The sequence below is a fragment of the Chroococcidiopsis sp. [FACHB-1243] genome (assembly GCF_014696895.1).
Taxonomy (GTDB): domain Bacteria; phylum Cyanobacteriota; class Cyanobacteriia; order Cyanobacteriales; family Chroococcidiopsidaceae; genus Chroococcidiopsis.
In genome coordinates, this window is the sequence record NZ_JACJQX010000041.1 from 42682 (window position 1) to 59620 (window position 16939).

General features: G+C 40.5%; 15 protein-coding genes and 1 pseudogene. 4 read left to right on the top strand and 12 right to left on the bottom strand.

The window, feature by feature from the left end; genetic code table 11:
• Window positions 1–16 precede the first annotated feature (16 nt).
• Both H6G17_RS25330 and H6G17_RS25335 read right to left on the bottom strand, forming a co-directional pair.
• Window positions 17–907: a phytanoyl-CoA dioxygenase family protein gene (locus H6G17_RS25330; protein WP_192161349.1), complete on the bottom strand. Its 891-nt coding sequence runs from the start codon at window positions 905–907 to the stop codon at window positions 17–19.
• A gap of 30 nt (window positions 908–937) precedes the next feature.
• Window positions 938–1573, bottom strand: coding sequence for a sugar transferase (locus tag H6G17_RS25335; protein ID WP_192161350.1), 636 nt, complete (start codon window positions 1571–1573; stop codon window positions 938–940).
• 162 nt (window positions 1574–1735) lie between these two features.
• On the opposite strand from H6G17_RS25335, the gene H6G17_RS25340 reads away from it, so the two are divergent.
• Window positions 1736–2749, top strand: coding sequence for an NAD-dependent epimerase/dehydratase family protein (locus H6G17_RS25340; protein WP_192161351.1), 1014 nt, complete (start codon window positions 1736–1738; stop codon window positions 2747–2749).
• Window positions 2750–2816: 67 nt separating this feature from the next.
• Window positions 2817–3821 (top strand): glycosyltransferase family 4 protein, encoded by a 1005-nt coding sequence (locus H6G17_RS25345; RefSeq protein ID WP_347276471.1) that lies wholly within the window; start codon window positions 2817–2819, stop codon window positions 3819–3821.
• On the opposite strand, the gene H6G17_RS25350 is transcribed toward H6G17_RS25345, so the two are convergent.
• Window positions 3805–4971 (bottom strand): glycosyltransferase family 4 protein, encoded by a 1167-nt coding sequence (locus H6G17_RS25350; RefSeq protein ID WP_192161353.1) that lies wholly within the window; start codon window positions 4969–4971, stop codon window positions 3805–3807. The two genes, H6G17_RS25345 and H6G17_RS25350, sit on opposite strands and share 17 nt — an antisense overlap.
• Window positions 4972–5059: 88 nt before the next feature.
• Window positions 5060–5992: an SDR family NAD(P)-dependent oxidoreductase gene (locus H6G17_RS25355; RefSeq protein ID WP_192161354.1), complete on the bottom strand. Its 933-nt coding sequence runs from the start codon at window positions 5990–5992 to the stop codon at window positions 5060–5062.
• 1300 nt (window positions 5993–7292) lie between these two features.
• On the opposite strand from H6G17_RS25355, the gene H6G17_RS25360 reads away from it, so the two are divergent.
• On the top strand, window positions 7293–8525 hold the full coding sequence (locus tag H6G17_RS25360) for a hypothetical protein (protein WP_192161355.1): 1233 nt from the start codon (window positions 7293–7295) through the stop codon (window positions 8523–8525).
• A gap of 45 nt (window positions 8526–8570) precedes the next feature.
• Here the strand turns inward: H6G17_RS25360 and H6G17_RS25365 are convergent, their stop codons facing one another.
• The 5 genes from H6G17_RS25365 to H6G17_RS25385 form a co-directional block, all read right to left on the bottom strand.
• Window positions 8571–9632 carry an IS4 family transposase gene (locus H6G17_RS25365; protein WP_192161356.1) on the bottom strand — a complete coding sequence of 354 codons (1062 nt, stop codon included), beginning with the start codon at window positions 9630–9632 and terminating at the stop codon, window positions 8571–8573.
• 198 nt (window positions 9633–9830) lie between these two features.
• Window positions 9831–10769: a glycosyltransferase family A protein gene (locus H6G17_RS25370; protein ID WP_192161357.1), complete on the bottom strand. Its 939-nt coding sequence runs from the start codon at window positions 10767–10769 to the stop codon at window positions 9831–9833.
• Window positions 10770–10908: 139 nt separating this feature from the next.
• Window positions 10909–12105 carry an O-antigen ligase family protein gene (locus tag H6G17_RS25375; protein WP_192161358.1) on the bottom strand — a complete coding sequence of 399 codons (1197 nt, stop codon included), beginning with the start codon at window positions 12103–12105 and terminating at the stop codon, window positions 10909–10911.
• Between the two features lie 49 nt (window positions 12106–12154).
• The gene (locus H6G17_RS25380) at window positions 12155–13306 is read right to left on the bottom strand and encodes a glycosyltransferase family 1 protein (protein ID WP_192161359.1); all 1152 of its coding nucleotides are present in this window, start codon (window positions 13304–13306) and stop codon (window positions 12155–12157) included.
• The gene (locus tag H6G17_RS25385; RefSeq protein WP_192161360.1) at window positions 13303–14628 is read right to left on the bottom strand and encodes an oligosaccharide flippase family protein; all 1326 of its coding nucleotides are present in this window, start codon (window positions 14626–14628) and stop codon (window positions 13303–13305) included. Before H6G17_RS25385 ends, H6G17_RS25380 begins: the two co-directional genes overlap by 4 nt.
• Before the next feature lie 255 nt (window positions 14629–14883).
• On the opposite strand from H6G17_RS25385, the gene H6G17_RS25390 reads away from it, so the two are divergent.
• A complete protein-coding gene (locus H6G17_RS25390; RefSeq protein ID WP_192161361.1) occupies window positions 14884–15036 on the top strand; it encodes a hypothetical protein in 153 nt (50 codons plus the stop codon).
• 16 nt (window positions 15037–15052) lie between these two features.
• On the opposite strand, the gene H6G17_RS25395 is transcribed toward H6G17_RS25390, so the two are convergent.
• The 3 genes and pseudogenes from H6G17_RS25395 to H6G17_RS25405 form a co-directional block, all read right to left on the bottom strand.
• Entirely contained in the window at window positions 15053–15238 is a 186-nt protein-coding gene (locus tag H6G17_RS25395; protein WP_192161362.1) for a PCP reductase family protein, read from the bottom strand.
• Between the two features lie 188 nt (window positions 15239–15426).
• Complete coding sequence (psbC, locus tag H6G17_RS25400) at window positions 15427–16827, bottom strand: photosystem II reaction center protein CP43 (protein ID WP_192161363.1); 1401 nt, start codon at window positions 16825–16827, stop codon at window positions 15427–15429.
• Window positions 16811–16939 (bottom strand): annotated as a pseudogene (locus tag H6G17_RS25405) (photosystem II protein D2); the annotation flags it as partial. The gene psbC and the pseudogene H6G17_RS25405, both read right to left, overlap by 17 nt.

Sequence of the window (16939 nt, forward strand, 5' to 3'; positions counted from 1 at the left end):
TATCCTATCTGCGCGATTAAGTCTCTATCTCCGACCAAAGTATAGGAAACAATGCTGGATCGCTAAAATCAGGATGACCGTTATGCAATTTGCGACATAAGGCTTCGTAGCCGATATGAATTTGTTCCCCTTTCTGATTCCAAAAAGGTCGATAATGGTTGCCATCGTCTTGCATATGAACTGCCATTGCTAGCCGCAAAGAGTCACTGTAATTGGGAGAGCTACCATGTATTGTCAGACAGTGATGAAAGCTAACTTGACCTTTTTGTATGGTCATTGGCACTTTTGTAATTTGTTTTCCTTGCTGGCGAAACTTTTCTTCCAGCTCATTCAAGTTCGGGTCGAAAAAATTCTTCATCAAATGAGTATCTTTCCACTTGTGGCTACCATCAATGACAATCAATGGACCGAGGGATTCATCACAGTTTTGAAAAGGAATCCAGGCGGTGAGCAATTTGTCGGAACTGCAAGTAGACCAGTATGCTTTATCAGTGTGCCAGCCTACCACTCCGTTATGACTATCCTTAATTGTTGGTAGCTTACACAGCAGCGAATCAGCGAACAGTCGAATTCTTTTTGTTCTGGATAAACGCGCGGCGATCGCCGCAATAATTGGATAAAAGCCTAGTTTGTGGAGTTGCTTGTTTTGTAAGGAAACAAATTCGTTATTCCGAATGAAGCTTTTATCTTCTGGTTTCCAGTCACTATAAGCATTTTTTCCGAGCAGTGGAGTGTCTCGCTCTCCACGATAGTATCTTTCACTACCTAAAATTGCTGTGTCGAGCAGTTCGTCTGGGAGTATCTGTTTTGAAATATACCAGCCATGTTCTTCGTAGAAAGCAATATCTGCTTCTGTTGGTAGAAGCGCTAGCTGTTCTTCCGAAAGCCGGAAGGCACAAGTTTCCATTTGCGATCGCTCCTTATAATTGTCTAATCATTAGGATGACAACTTATTTCCTTGACCTTTGAATTCTGCTGATGTGGTGTAACCTTCTTGATTAATTCCCTCTTGTTGCAGAACTTTAAACACGGTCAGAAATAAAATTTTTAAATCCAGCCACAAACTCCAGTTATCGACATACCAAACGTCGAGGACAAATTTCTCTTCCCAAGTGATGGCGTTGCGACCATTGATTTGAGCCAAACCCGTAATGCCTGGTTTCACTTCATGACGGCGAGCTTGTTCTGTAGTATAACGGTCGAGATACTTCACCAATAAGGGGCGGGGACCAATGAAACTCATGTCGCCTTTGAGCACGTTCCACAGTTGGGGCAGTTCGTCAAGGCTGGTTTGCCGCATAAATTGACCGAAAGTCGTCAGGCGCTGTTCGTCAGGAAGTAAATTTCCTTGTGCGTCTTGCTCGTCGGTCATGGTACGAAACTTGTAAAAGTTGAAAATATTACCGTCTTTACCTGGACGGGGTTGAGTGAAAATAACTGGAGAACCCATACGAAAGTGAATGGCGATCGCAACACCAATAATAATGGGAGACAATATTATCAGCGCGATCGCGGCAACAAAGCGATCGAGTAACAATTTAACTAATCGGCTTAACTGCTTGAGCCTGCGCATAAATAACAGCAGATTTACTTGAGTAGACGAAATAAATAATTAGGTATGATTTCTTCTGTCCGAACTGTAACAGAGTTTTTCTTATATTACAGTTTTTTAAGTAAAAAATAGTACTCTGTTACCTGATGGATTGTGCTATCGCCGTAAATGACGGGACTCAGTATGAACGCGATTTTGGTTACTGGAGCCACTGGCTTTGTTGCTAGCCATTTGCTACCCAGACTGCTGCAAGAGAAATTGCAGATTGTGACAGCTGTACGAAACGATTCTGCACGACTGCCAGCCAACGTTACAACCGTAAAAGTTGGTAATATTGACGGCAATACTGATTGGCATTCGGCTTTAAAGGGTATAGATATAGTCGTTCACCTAGCAGCACGCGCCCATATTCTTCAAGATAAAGCGTCCGATCCAGAAGCAGAGTTTTTGCGTGTCAATACCGAGGGAACGGTCAATCTCGTCAAGCAATCGATCGCCTCAGGGGTGAAGCGGTTCGTATTCGTAAGTTCGATTGGAGCAATGACCTCAAGTAGCGATCGCCCCCTCACGGAAAGTTCGCCCTGTCAACCAGATACGCCCTACGGTCGTAGCAAACTGCAAGCAGAACAAGCCCTAGTACAGCTTGCTAGTCAAAGTGCTATGACTTGGACAATTTTACGTCCGCCTCTAGTTTATGGTGCGGGAAATCCTGGTAATATGGAACGGTTAATTAAACTCGTTCAAACAGGTTTACCACTGCCATTTGGTGCAGTTAAAAATCATCGCAGTTTAATTTATGTGGGAAATTTAGTAGATGCGATCGCCTCTACCCTGAACCATCCCCAAGCAGCAAATCAAACATTTTTAGTCAGCGATGAAGAGGATCTTTCCACACCAGAATTAATTCAAAAAATTGCCGTCAACCTAAAGCACCCATGTAACATGCTGTCAGTTCCTCCAAGTTGGTTGCAGATGGGAGGAAAATTAGGCGATACCGTACAGAATGTTAGTAAAAAACAATTGCCTCTCAACACATCGACTGTCGATCGCCTGCTAGGAAGTTTAGCAATTGATAGTAGTTACATTCAGAAGACCCTGAACTGGCAACCCCCCTTTACAGTTGATGCAGGTTTAGCACAAACGCTGCGATCGCCAACTAAAAACAGGGAGCAGAGAGCGGGGAGCAGGGAGCAGTGATGTACAATCTCTACTTTCTACTACCTGCTCCCTTTGAAATTGTTATTTTTCACAGAGTATGACTACCATGCCTTCGATCGTGTTGTCGGTCTTCAGCTTTGGAATTAGTTTCCTGACCGTGAATTTGATTAGACAGCGCTTTCGGCAGAGCTTACTAGATATTCCGAACGAGCGCAGTTCTCACACCCAGCCTACTCCCCGTGGTGGCGGCTTAGGATTTATTATTGCCTTCGCCATTACGAGTGCGATTGCTATGGGAAATAACTATGTTCATCTGTTTGCAGACGTACCATTAAATCTTAATTTAGCGATCGTCTGGTTAATACTAATTCCACTAGCTATTGTCGGAATTATTGACGATCGCAGTAACGTTCCCGCAGGCATTCGTTATTTGGTTCAGTTGGCTGCTGCTGGAGTTGCAGTGACTTATTTTGGTGCTTTTCCTCAGCCTTGGCTGTCGCAGTTTGGAGTTGTCGGGAGTATCGTAGCAATTGTTCTCACTACAATTGGTATGACAGCGATCGTCAACTTCTACAACTTTATGGATGGGTTAGATGGAATTGTGGCTGGAACGAGTGCGATTCAATTAGGTTTTTTTGCCTTTTACCTACATCAACCCCTGTTGTGGTTTCTTGTAGCAGCGCTCGTAGGCTTTCTGTGGTGGAACTGGTCGCCAGCTAAGGTTTTTATGGGCGATGCCGGTAGTACTGTTTTAGGTGCTACGGTAGCGATCGCTTTACTGAATGCTGGCGATAGCGCACTACAGGCTTGGTCAGCCTTGGCTGTAACTCTCCCACTAGTAGGAGATGCAGTTTATACGATCGTGCGTCGGCTGTTACAGAAAGAGAACATTTTCCAAGCACATCGCAGTCATTTGTATCAAAGACTACAGCAATCTGGTTGGGCGCATGAGCGAGTTGCTGCTACGTATATGGGAATAACGCTCGCGATCGCGTTAGTTGTAGGATTTTATGGCTTAAAGGGTGCGATCGGGGGTGCGATCGGTACGGTAGCGGCAGGATTAGGCGGCGAAATTTATTTGCGATCGCGCCTTATCAAGCAGGGGTCTTAACTTCGACAATTTTTTGCCCTAATGCTTCAGCATACAGTTGTTCGTACATTTCTATAATTTTTTGCAGCTCGTACTCATTCATCCGTTCTTTACCCCGTTGACCCATGAGCTTGACTTCTTCGGGGCGATCTAGTATGTGAGCCATAGCTTCAGTCAATCCCTTTACATCCCCAACCTTGACCAAAAGACCGCAGCCTTCTGCAAGTAGATCTTGGATACCGCGAATTTTCGTGCCGATCGCCGGAGTTTCTAGACACAATGACTCCATAATGCTCCTCGGTAGTCCTTCCCGCTCAGAAGCAAGTACGGTAGCTACTGAAGCACGAATTAAAGCAGGAATGTCACGACGATAACCCAAAAAGTGTATTTGCTCGGCAATACCCAACTGGAATGCTAGCTGTTGTAATTTTGCCTGTTGCGGTCCGGTTCCAGCCAATGCCAAGTGTACGTCAGACCGTCTTAGCTTTGCCAATGCTTGCAAAATATCTTGATGTCGCTTACCAGGGTTTAGTTCAGCAATTGATAGAAAAAGTGGTGCATTCGGTGCTAACCCTAACTCCTGGCGTACCATTTGGATTTCAAGATCGCTAACAAATTTGGAACTGTAGCGATCGCAATCTACTCCAATCCCTGGAGTATAGCGGAGTCGATCGTCAGGAACAATCTGATATCGCTTGGCGGCTGCTTCATCCTCTCGGTTGATAACTATTAAGTAATCTGTCCAGGCTCCAGCCAGCTTCTCTAGGGTGAGAAAAGCGGCATTTTTTAACAGCTTCCCACCGCGATAAAAGTGAAAACCATGAGCAGTGTAAATCACCTTCGGCTGACCCCGCTTTCTTAAGTGCTTGAGAGCATATCGAGTCACAAAAGCCGCTACTGGAGTATGCACGTGAACTAGATCGTATCTTTCTTGCTCTACCACTTGTCGAATTTGTTGTGGGGCAACCATGAGATTTTGAAGTTGAAGAGGGTTGCGCGACCATTCTACTTCCCAGACGCGATCGAAAGCTTCCAAGCAATTCGTATTAGTTGAGATGCCTTGTGCCATTGCATCCACTTGCCAGCCTTTAGTGCGGAAATAGTGGACATAAGGGAAGAGAAAGGCATCAATCGTAGCTGGTACAGTGGTAACGATTAATAGTTTATTCATACTGAAATTATCTAAAATCTGTTAGTAACTTGAATAGGTTTTGGTTGAGAAAAATCTTTAATATAGACTTTAATATTAAACTAAGCTACTAAGAATTTGACTGTAATAACTCTTGTAAACCCGTGTGAATACTCGTTAGGGGAGTCCATCCTAAATTTTGCAGTGCGGTGTTATCGGCAAGGCTGTGGCGAATATCTCCAGGGCGAACCTCTTGATGGATTGGGATCAAGTGTTGTTTGCTCAAATCGTTAATTGCTTGGACAATTTCCAATAAGTTTGTTGCTATCCCTCGTCCTACGTTAAAAGTTCTTCCTGCGGCTTTTGGATGTTGCATCACTAGCAAGTTGGCACGAACCACATCAGAAACATGAACGAAATCTCGGCTTTGAAGTCCATCTCCGTATATTGTTGGAGTATTGCCTTGAAGCATTTTATTACAGAATATAGAAATCGCTCCTGAGTATGGACTGGATGGGTCTTGACGAGAACCAAAAACATTAAAGTAACGCAGACTGACAAACTCTAGACCAAAAGTTCGAGCATAAACCTGTCCCATGACTTCTGATGCCAGTTTATCTGCACCATAAGGAGTAATAGGACAAGCTTGCATTGACTCATTTTTTGGCAAAGTTGGTTCGTCACCGTATACCGCAGCACTTCCTGCAAAAATTGCACGGCGCACGCTATGTTTGCGAGCTGCTTCTAAAACATTAAGGGTTCCACCATAGTTAACTTTCCCTGTTCCTACTGGATCTTCAACGCTTTTAGGAACGCTCACAACAGCTGCTTCGTGAAATACATACTCACATCCTTCCATAGCTGCATCAACTGCTGAAAAGTCCGTGACATCACCTACACAAACCTCAAAATTATTTGAGTTAATAGAGTTAAGATTTTCGCGTTTACCAGTAGAAAGATTATCGAGAATCCGAACTTGATAACCTTCTTTAACCAGAGCTTCCACAATGTGGGAGCCTATGAAGCCACATCCACCAGTTACTAATAATGTTTCTTTACTCATTACTATCTGTTTTGCACTTCTCTAAGATTTTCCATGTGATACATATAACAAAGTTTAAGAACACGCTCTAGATACATATCTTTATAGATTCTGAGCTAGCAGTTGTAGTTATCATATTTTTGTAATCTTTTAACATCAAAAATTTTTATTGAAAATAGAATAGTTTATCAAGTTCTATAGCTTTAAAGAAAAAATAGCTTGAAGGCTTTACATCTTCATCATCAGTACAAGCTTTCAGATACTCAAAAACTTCCAGCGCCACTCAAACATAGCAAACTTTGTAAAGAAACAATATACGAAAATCATAAGTTTTGATTATCTTCGGAAGTAGCATATAAAAGCTCTTGAACATCTTAAAAACCTATCTTTTTATCTAGTCTTAGCTCAAATCTAAACCTAATCATGTCTGCACCGGAATGAGAATACCATTGCTTGCGTTAGCCACATGTTGCCAAATACTGCTCTAACGACTTCCCAGAGTCTTGAATATTGCCACTTCTGGGGGTAGTTAGATACAGTTTATTTTGGTATTAAAACTGTAGAATATCATTTACTATTGACAGCATTCACTGAGATGTATAGAGGTTCACATCGATCATACTATATAAATGTATAATACATTTGTTCTCTGAGCAATTCTCCTTTAGTGGTAGATATGGAATGAATATCTACTTCTTTTTACTCAGAATTTTCTGATGAAATTAAATACCAAGTGAGAGTTTTCTTAACATTAGCTTTCTTATCAATAGTTTCTATAGCACTCCTATTCCATGAATGAGTTTAGGGCAGACTAAAGCCTATTCCGAGCAAGATACTCATGCCACAAACTATATAGGATTGCTCTAAGTGAAAACCTTTAATTATTTTTTATCTACAAATTAATACTGATAGATAAAATCACTTACTTCTACTATAGAAATTCAATAAATAATCGACTGTAAACTATTTTAGTTGAAAACCCTCTGTAAAATCACAGGTTTTTTTCAGTTCAAAATCACAATCAAATTTTAGGTTAATCTATGTTTGACGAGCTTTACATAATAGCTTTATCCGTAAAAATCCTGTTGGGTTTAAAAAAAAATAAGACTATATTTAATTTTAGGTCGAGTTTATGTAGCTCTTGTGAAGCAGTCGCTGTTAAAACCTGAAAGCAAAACTTATTAATTATTACATGAGTTTGTACTACAAACTAACTAGTACAAAAGTTAACAAAATTTGAAAGCTTATGGATTGAATTAACGGCAATAAACTATTTATTTATCTCGATCTTTTAACCGTCATTACTTAAGGAGTGTTAAATATGAAGCACCTATATCAACAGTTGACTAATACAATGATAGTTCAAAAGCAAACTAATTACAAAAAAACTATTCTACTAGCTAGTGTTATTTCATTGCTTATCTCTTCATCAGCTGCCTGTTCTGACAAATCTCAGGTATTAATAGATGTTAAGAATGAGAATAGTAAAGCGAGTAGTAAAGTCATAGCTACTGGTAAGCCGTTTTTTCCTATTGGCGTTTATCATGTTTCATGGTACTACAGTAGCGAGCAAAGAATAAACGATTTACGAAATATAGCAGCAGCAGGTTTCAATACAATTCATGCCTCTATTAAAAGCAATGACGACCTCAATTATGATTACGAAAAATTCCTTGATGAGGCCGACAAACTTGGTGTAAAAGTTATTAGTGAGTTTGGAGTTGATCGTGTTACAGCTGTAAATAAGTTTAAAAATAAGCCAGCTGTTCTTGGCTGGAATATAGGTGATGACGCTGGTAGTCATGGAAGTGCCAGTGAGTTATTACAAGTACATAATCAAGTCAAAGCAATAGATCCTGAACATTTGACTTATACTAGTGTTGCCTTTGATGTTAATATGTCTCGTCTTAAGCAAACTTATACGAATTACGCTCATGTTGCAGATATAATAGGCGGTCAAAGCTATCCTATTGGCTTACCACTCCCCATAAACAACGTTAAAGATGTTTATAGTATTGCCCGTAGTGAGGCTACAAAATACAATCGTCCAGTTATTGCTAACTTACAAACTTTCCGTTGGAATCATATTGCCTGGAGCGAACTAGGTACGGCAAATAGACGATGGCCAAGCGCTGAAGAAGTTCGTAATATGACTTACCAAGCTCTTCTAGCTGGGGTCAAAGGGATTATATTTTATACCTATTGTGATAATGAAAACCAGCTCACGACAAAGCCAGATGTATGGAAGGAAATGAAAAATCTAGCACTTGAGATTAAGAAGTTAAGTCCTATTTTACTAAATGGAAAACGAAGAATAATTAAGACTAATACAGCGGACTTAATAGCTGGAACCTGGAGTTATCAAGGACGCACTTATGTTCTTGTAATTAATACATCAAATAGTGAGATGAAACCAGTTTCAATTCAAATACCTTCAACTATTGTAGCTGAAGCTAAACCCATGTTTTCTACTCATTCTTTAGATATGTTTGCTAAAGACGGCAGACTCTCCGGTTCGATCAAACCTCTAGAAGTGCACGTTTATAGGCTTTGACTCTAGACAATAATTTGTAACATATTGGGAATTTATAGTAATCTTCTAAGTACAGGACAAAAATTGTAACGAGTGGAGAAACTCATCAGATTTTAAGTCTAAATCGGTGACAATAGAACGAAGATAATTGAAGCCATAACGAAAAATACTCGCTTGTCGTCGTCCATGTTTCTTAATTTTGATGGGTTGATGTTGATGTAACCACTCGCCAGTTTTCACCGCCCAACATAAAGCCAAAGTCATCAAAGCTAAAAGTTTGCTTAAACGTTCTGAGTCAGTAAAATGAGTTGATTCGAGACAAAAGCCTCTAGTTTTCAACATTCCAAATAAAGTTTCAATCCCCCAACGGCGAGCATAGTCAGCAATCGCAGTAGAAGGCGAGCTATCGCAGATGATAATTAACAATTCACCATCTTCCAGACGTAAGGCACACACATAAACGAAACGACCCCAAACCCAACGACGACCTGATAAAACCTCGGATTGACTCTTTTGGAGATGGGCAAAAATAATCGTTGCACAAAGGCTTTTTTGACCATCATGTATTTTTTGATTAGCTTTGATTCTCAATCGAAAAGGAATCAGTGGTTCAAGCATTAGGTAGGTTAACCACTCCTGCCCGATAAATTCTCTATCTCCGCACAGATAAGCAACTTGAGCATCAGGAAAGATTTCGCGAAACCGCTCGAACAAATCCATTCGCTCATCACGGTTAGAATTGCCTTTTTTGGGCAGCATAGTCCAAACTAAAGGATAAGCGACCCCTTGATGTACAACTCCGAGCATCAAGATATTAAAACGAGTTTGCCCAAATGACCACTCCGCGCGGTCGAGACTCAATACCCAAGGTTGGGGAATATTCATCAATGTGACAATTATTTTAGCAATCATTGGATAATCAAGGTCAAATTTTCTGAAAAAACGTTGTAATCGTTTATAATTTGAATCGATTTTGGTTTCACTACGAAATCCTGTCGCTAGTTCTGCAAGATTGATTGTTTTGACTCTGAGTAAAGCGATAAGAAATAAGGCAAGAAAGTTTAATCTAGCTCCATGCCATCCCAAAAGAGGTTTTAAGGTTTCTCGAAGTAAGTTAATCTGATTCATGGGGTTTCTGCGATTGTCTGGTAACTTTCTATGAAACCCCTTTCTTGTCACGCTTTGCAACCTCTCTCTATTTTTTGTCCTGTACTTAGAGTAATCTTATTTAATTTTTGAAAAAACTATTGGTAACTGGGCAAGCTCAAATATAAATTGACTTTTGAATGTGGTGTAACTTCCAAGTTCAATCAGAGTTATTACGCTCTATTTAATGCCGTCAGAATTAGTTGAAAGAAAACACTTCGGCGAATTCAAAAGCTGTCCCGGATGCTGTTGGTTGATGTTGTCACTATTGCATGTATCCCACGTTGCCTCCCATTTTATTAGATCTACTTGATTGACTGGACTACCTGCTCGATGGCGTAGTAATTTGAAATTTAAGCCTGTAGCGATTGCAAAAATATCTACTAAAGCTTTTATCGCTTGTTCTACTACGCCAACAGCCAACAAATAGTCTTTTTCAAAGAAAGCTTTATTCATTAATGTAATGCAATGATGATACCGACTAGCTAATATCTTTTTTAAAGATAAAGATTCAACACGATATCCAAGTAAAATCTGAGGAAGACACGAGAAACAGCTAGTCTTATAAGTTCGCAGTAATAGATCGTAGTCTTCCATTCTAATCGCATTTTCGCGGTATTGATGAGTCAAGAACCACTCCAATTTTCCTAGCCAAGTTGGATGAGCAAGAGGAAACCCAGACCAAGGACGACTGCAAATTTCTGCATGAGATTCCGTTGCAAAAGTACATCCTCTAGAATGACCATCTTTGTCAAACACAATGGTTCGAGTTGCTAACAAATCGATATTAGGATGTTTTTCCATATATCTTACCTGGGCTTCCAGACGTTCGGGATAGGAAATATCATCACCGTCCATTCTGGCAAAATATTTTCCCTTAGCTAATGAAATCGCTTGATTTAGCCGATGGGAAAGATTCATATGTAAGCCATCTGCAATAACTGTAATCCGTGGATCTTGAAAGCTTTGAGCTACAGATAAAGTTCTGTCTTTAGAGCCATCGTCAATTATAATTAACTCCCAGTTACAATAGGTCTGATTCAAAATGGAACAAATTGCAGCTTTTAGAGTTTTTTCAGAATTCAAAACAGGTAAACCAATAGTTACTAGCGGCTGCATAATTTTTCTTCACTTTAATGAATTAGTTGGGTGTTATTACTCGACTGTTAACTTAAACAGCTAGCTATAAAAATTATTTCATAAACTACTCTGTAAAGCCATAAAAACGATTAAATATTTAGTATTTTTCGATATTCAGTTATCTAATTTTTGCTAAGACAACTCCAACTGATAGCATATAAGCAATAGTTACACTATTTCCTAAAGAACCAAACATTCCCTCGCTCATAGAAAATACCCAAAAGCACGTTGTCATCAGTAAAGGGAAAACTGCATATTTATCTTCTTCGGCATAATCTTTTAAATAATGGTATGTATATGTAAAACTAGCTATGGCTAAAAAAAACAGTAAATATGCCGCTATAATACCGTTTCTCCCTAATACATCAATTACAGTATTATGTCCTCCTAAACCAAAGTTTGAATCGAAGTAATTGTATCCATGACCTAACAAACTCATATCTTCCAAAGTCTTTAACCAAATTGTTTCTCTACTATCAAAACCGCCATACTCTTCCTTTTCAGTAAAACTGCTATATACGTTAGCCCATATTATTTGAGATTGTTCGCCAGCAAATAAAAACACTAGGCTGACAGCAGTAATCACAACAAAAAGTATTATAAACAAATGTTTCATGTATCTTTTATCGCTCTTGAACATTCTCCAAATAAATATGGCAAATATGACAAAAAATGCAATTAAGGATGTACGAGACTTAGATAGAAAGATTAAAATAAAGTTTCCTAGTAAGAGCAGAAAATAACAGTAAGTATAAGTAGTTTTCTTTTTCGCATTTAAAGCAGCAATAAGTAGAACAAATACGCCAGCAGATGTTGCTGTACAAGTCATTCCCAGTTGGTTAGAGTTGGCAAATACGCCTTGATATAAAATATTCTCAAATGGGTAAAATAATAGAGAGATAATAATATACGGAAGATGTCCTAATAAGATTGCTATTGCAATCGTTATATTAGCATTTTCTTTCATCAAATGAGGTAAAGCATTAAAAAAAACTAATGGTATACCGATCGCAAACCAAAATCCATCTCTAACAATTGTTGAGTCATTGTTAGCTAGTCCTGATATTATTAGTACAATGCTGAAAGAAGTCCAGAGCGCAATAAATGGGAACGCCCTATCATTAAATTTCCCGAGACGAAAGCGAGCTAGCATTATTAGTAACAAGCAACTCATACCAACAAGAAAGTAGCGTAGATTCATAATGTTTGGGTCGTACCCAATATCTGAGCTACCTAACCCAATCAAAGATATTCCTCCAAATAATATAGATAAAAGAATTGTTGTTAAAATCTGACGCTTGCTAAAGTTAATCATAAATACAGTTTGAGAAAATACTGCTATCTTACCATTAGAATTACATTTGCTAATTTAAGCAATTAGTGTAGTAAAATTCTAATTCTTTGACTCCTTTTACAATCTCAAACCCACTTTTCTCTACAGTTGCTAATGCTTGTAATTGGTTGATAGACTGCTTATTTTGCTTAATGTACATGACAGTATCAGCCCAAATAGAGGCTGGTTGCGACAGAGAAATTCGATGTAATAAGGGCTTCACTACATCTGCTTCTTCTGGAACAACATCTGAAAAAATACAAGGTAATCCTGCTGCCTGTGCTTCAACCAACACTAGACCCAACCCTTCGTATAGGGATGGAAAGAGAAAAATATCCATAGCACCAAGCATCAATCGAGGGACATCAGGTCGACTACCAGCAAATAAAACGCGTTCAGTTAAACCAAGTTGAGCAACTCTTTGTTGAATGACTGAACTTAGTGAGCCATCACCAACTAATAATAAATAGATGTTGGGGTCTCGCTTGACTAACTCGACGGCGATATCGATTAGAAATTGATGATTCTTCTGTTTTTCCAATCTACCTACATGACCGATGACAAAAGCATTCGCAGGTAGATTAAATTCAGTACGAACAGTAGTTGGATCGACAACATTTTGAAACGGAGTGAGGTTAATGCCACAGTAAAGAGTTTGCCAACGGGGATCGGTCTTCCAAGCTGAACCAAATAAATCTGCTGCTGCTTGACAACTAGCTCCCAGACCTTGTGTTGCGTAGCGAGCGATCCACCATTTAGTCAAAATGTAGTACAGGCGGCGACGCAATCCTGTCCTAGCTTCTATTGATGAAGTATCGATATGGCTGTGAGCAATGCGGACAGGTACACCTGCTTGCTGAGCTAAACGAAGGATGTAGCCACTAAAGTGATGAACGTGACTGTGAACTATGTCGTAGGGTCCATGCTCTCGTAAAATTCGATTGAAGTTACGAGCGTACAACCAGGGCTGCTTTTGATTCAAGCAAGGGATTATCCTACTACCAAGGGCAAGAACTTCATCATTGTAAGCACATGGCTGTAACTGGTGAACTAAAAAATCCATTTGAAAGCGATCGCGATCGATACGGCGTAGAACGTTTAGCAGCCATGTCTCAGTACCAGCTCGTTCCATCCCACCCACCACCTGGAGAATGCGGAGCGCACGTTGTTGACCTATTGTCATAGCTTCTTATCTCCTATTGGTGTGTTTTTAAGCTTGTGCAGAGCATGAAGTATAACTGTAAAAGTCAAACCAGCTTCGGCAATTGCGGCAAATAGCAACGCAATTGCGGCTCCACGCAATCCATTAGTTGGAATCAACCAGAAACTTGCTATGGCTGAGATAGCTGTAACTAGAATAAATAAAGGTATTTGAATACGAAAGTATCTAGCAGCTGTCATTGCGTAGCCTAAAAAGGAGGATAAGTAATTAACTCCAGCAACTACCATTAACAACACAAATAAATCTACTTGTTTTGCATACTCAGGTCGATAGAGAATAATAAGAATTTCTCGACCAGCAAAAAGAGCTACTAAGATACACGTTCCTCCCAGAAGTATACCTATTCCTAGCAACTTGAAGATAAGTGTGCGGAAAGCATTACTATCTCCTATTGAGTAATATTTTGCCAATTTGGGACTAGCGGACTCTCCTAATGAAGATACTAACATCCTCCCTGCTACTATTAAGTAAGATATAGCAGCAAATATACCTAAGTCTCTCTCTCCTAAATATTGCTCAATGAAATAGCGGGGAATATTGGTATTTAGAGAAATTAACATCATTACAATACCTAGAGGCAGAGAGAGCCATACAAGCTGACCTAACATTTTCATATCCCAGCGTGGCTGGAGTTTTATTTTTTCTATAACTGGTTTTTTATCTACCTCAACTTGCCTTGTTAATACTTTCTCTTTCAGTATTAATGCGCCACTACGAACATCGTATGCTATTAAGACTACAACCCAGGCAAAAGCTAATCCTACAACACCAAATAGTATGCCTCCCGTAATGTATACTCCAAAACCTAGAAAGAGAAGAGACAGAGGTCCTTTGATGATTAATGAAATGGCAATACGATCCATCCTTTCGTGCTGTTGAATCAGTCCATAAAATACATCACTGATTGATTCCACTACTTTAGCTAAGCCAATCACTAAAATAACTGCGGAAGTCTCCCAGCGATAATTTGCAAAAAAAATAATTGCTGCAATAATTGCCAGAGCTACCCCCGTGGCAAGCAGTCTGAGTCCAAGGTAGTCTCCAAAAGTATATTGGTGTTTAGCATCTGTTGCCTGAACTGCTCGCAGTTGAAGATTTGTAAACATTAAAACTGGCGCAGTAATTGCTAGTCCTAAAGTAAATTGCCCTACAACTTCTGGGCTACCAAGTTTAGCAAGGACTACTAACATTCCCCATTGGCAAGCTGAATATATAGCGTTGCCAACAAATGTCCAAGAGAAATTGCGGCGCAATGTCAGGGGCTTCTGCTGTTGAGATCCCATTACGTATATTTGTTAACTTTTATTTATGCTTATAAAGTATACCGTTTCTCATACCACAAATTTTATTCATCGAATTTGCTGTAGATTACTGTTAACGATGAAAACCTTGTAACAAAACGTTGTGCTTGCTCACAGAAAATGACTATGAAGATTGCTTACATAGCATTTTTACTGAATAGATATAGGTAAAAAGAAAGATTTAAACTAATTGAAACTACGCTTTAAAAATACTTTATTAATAAGGAGGGAATTTAGATGATTATTGTTAGTTGTGCTGCTGCTTGTATAGACTCCACCGTGTTGTCGAATTGTGAAGAGACGACAAAAGCAATGCATGTCAAAAAATGCACTTGGCAGCAAAATAGCGAGAGCTTGAAGGAAAAGCGCGATCGCACTCACAAACCCTAAGATCGAGCTAGGTTTCTTATTGTCCAAACTCTAACCTGGCTTGTTCGACAATCTCTGCCGTCACGATATCTAAACCCCGCGATCGCGTCAACTGTTCTATGCGCGAGATTGCCTGAGAACGAACAAAAAAGGGAATCTTTTTTAACTTAATTTGGGCTTCATTCGTCCATTGTAGGCGATCGGTTAAGTTTGAGTCAGGCATGGTCGTCACCATCAACTGAGATTAGAGTCAGCAAGAAGCAATAACTGCGATCGCACCTCGCTAGCGTAGCTTTTTTTGCACCATATAAAAGATTCTGTCATAAAACCCGTGCCATGCGAAAGGCTCCCGCTCTAACGCAGGAGCCTTATTAATTTAGGGTGGAGCTTAACTCCAACCCCAAAATTGTTTTAGTCTAATTCGCCCATAGCCATTACTGGTTCAGATTCGCGGTTAATACCTTTCTCAAAACCAGCAGCCGCAGCGCGAGCGCGACCAGCGTGCCACAAGTGACCAACTAGGAAGAAAAAGCCTAGTACGAAGTGAGAAGTCGCCAGCCAAGCGCGAGGAGATACATAGTTAAAGGAGTTAATCTCCGTAGCCACACCACCTACAGAGTTTAGAGAACCCAGAGGTGCGTGAGTCATGTACTCAGAAGCGCGACGTGCTTGCCAAGGCTGAATGTCGTTCTTGATTTTTTCTAAGTCAAGACCGTTGGGACCGCGTAGTGGCTCCAACCAAGGACCTTTGAAATCCCAGAAACGCATTGTCTCACCACCAAAGATGATTTCCCCTGTAGGAGAGCGCATCAAGTATTTACCCAGACCTGTAGGACCTTGAGCGGAACCGACATTAGCACCCAAGCGTTGGTCGCGGATCAAGAAAGTCAAAGCTTGAGCTTGAGAAGCTTCTGGACCAGTAGGACCGTAAAATTCGCTGGGATAAACGGTATTATTGTACCAAACCATACAGGAGGCAATAAAGCCCATCAGGGATAAAGCGCCCAAGCTATAGGATAGGTATGCTTCACCAGACCAGATGAAAGCACGACGCGCCCAAGCAAAAGGCTTGGTTACAATGTGCCAGATCCCGCCTGCGATACAAGTCAAACCAACCCAAATGTGACCGCCGACAACATCTTCTAAGTTATTGACGCTGACAATCCAGCCTTCGCCGCCAAACGGAGACTTCAGTAAATAACCAAAGATAACTGCGGGGTTGAGGGTGGGGTTAGAGATGACGCGAACGTCACCACCACCAGGAGCCCAGGTGTCGTACAAACCGCCAAAGAACATGGCTTTCAGTACCAGCAACAAGGCTCCACATCCCAAAATAATCAGGTGGAAACCAATGATGCTGGTCATTTTATTCTTATCTTTCCAGTCGTAACCAAAGAAAGAGGAGTACTCTTCTAAAGTTTCTGGACCGCGAATCGCGTGGTAAATTCCACCAAATCCTAACACGGCGGAAGAGATCAGGTGTAATACGCCAACGACGAAGTAAGGGAAAGTATCGATGACTTCTCCACCAGGATCTACACCCCAACCGAGAGATGCCAGGTGAGGTAGCAAGATTAAACCTTGCTCGTACATTGGTTTTTCTGGGATGAAGTGAGCGACTTCAAATAAAGTCATTGCTCCTGCCCAGAAAACAATCAAACCTGAGTGGGCAACATGAGCGCCCAACAGTTTACCAGATAAGTTGATCAATCGGGCATTACCAGCCCACCAAGCAAATCCTGAAGATTCTTGGTCGCGACCGCCACCTAAGGTCAAGCCGCGATTAAATGATGAATTATAGGGCGTTTCCACGGGGTAGAACCTCCTCAGGGAACTCGAAGTTTTCGTGGGGTTGGTCTTGAGGAGCCATCCAAGCACGGATGCCCTCGTTAAGCAGAATGTTCTTGGTGTAGAAAGTCTCGAA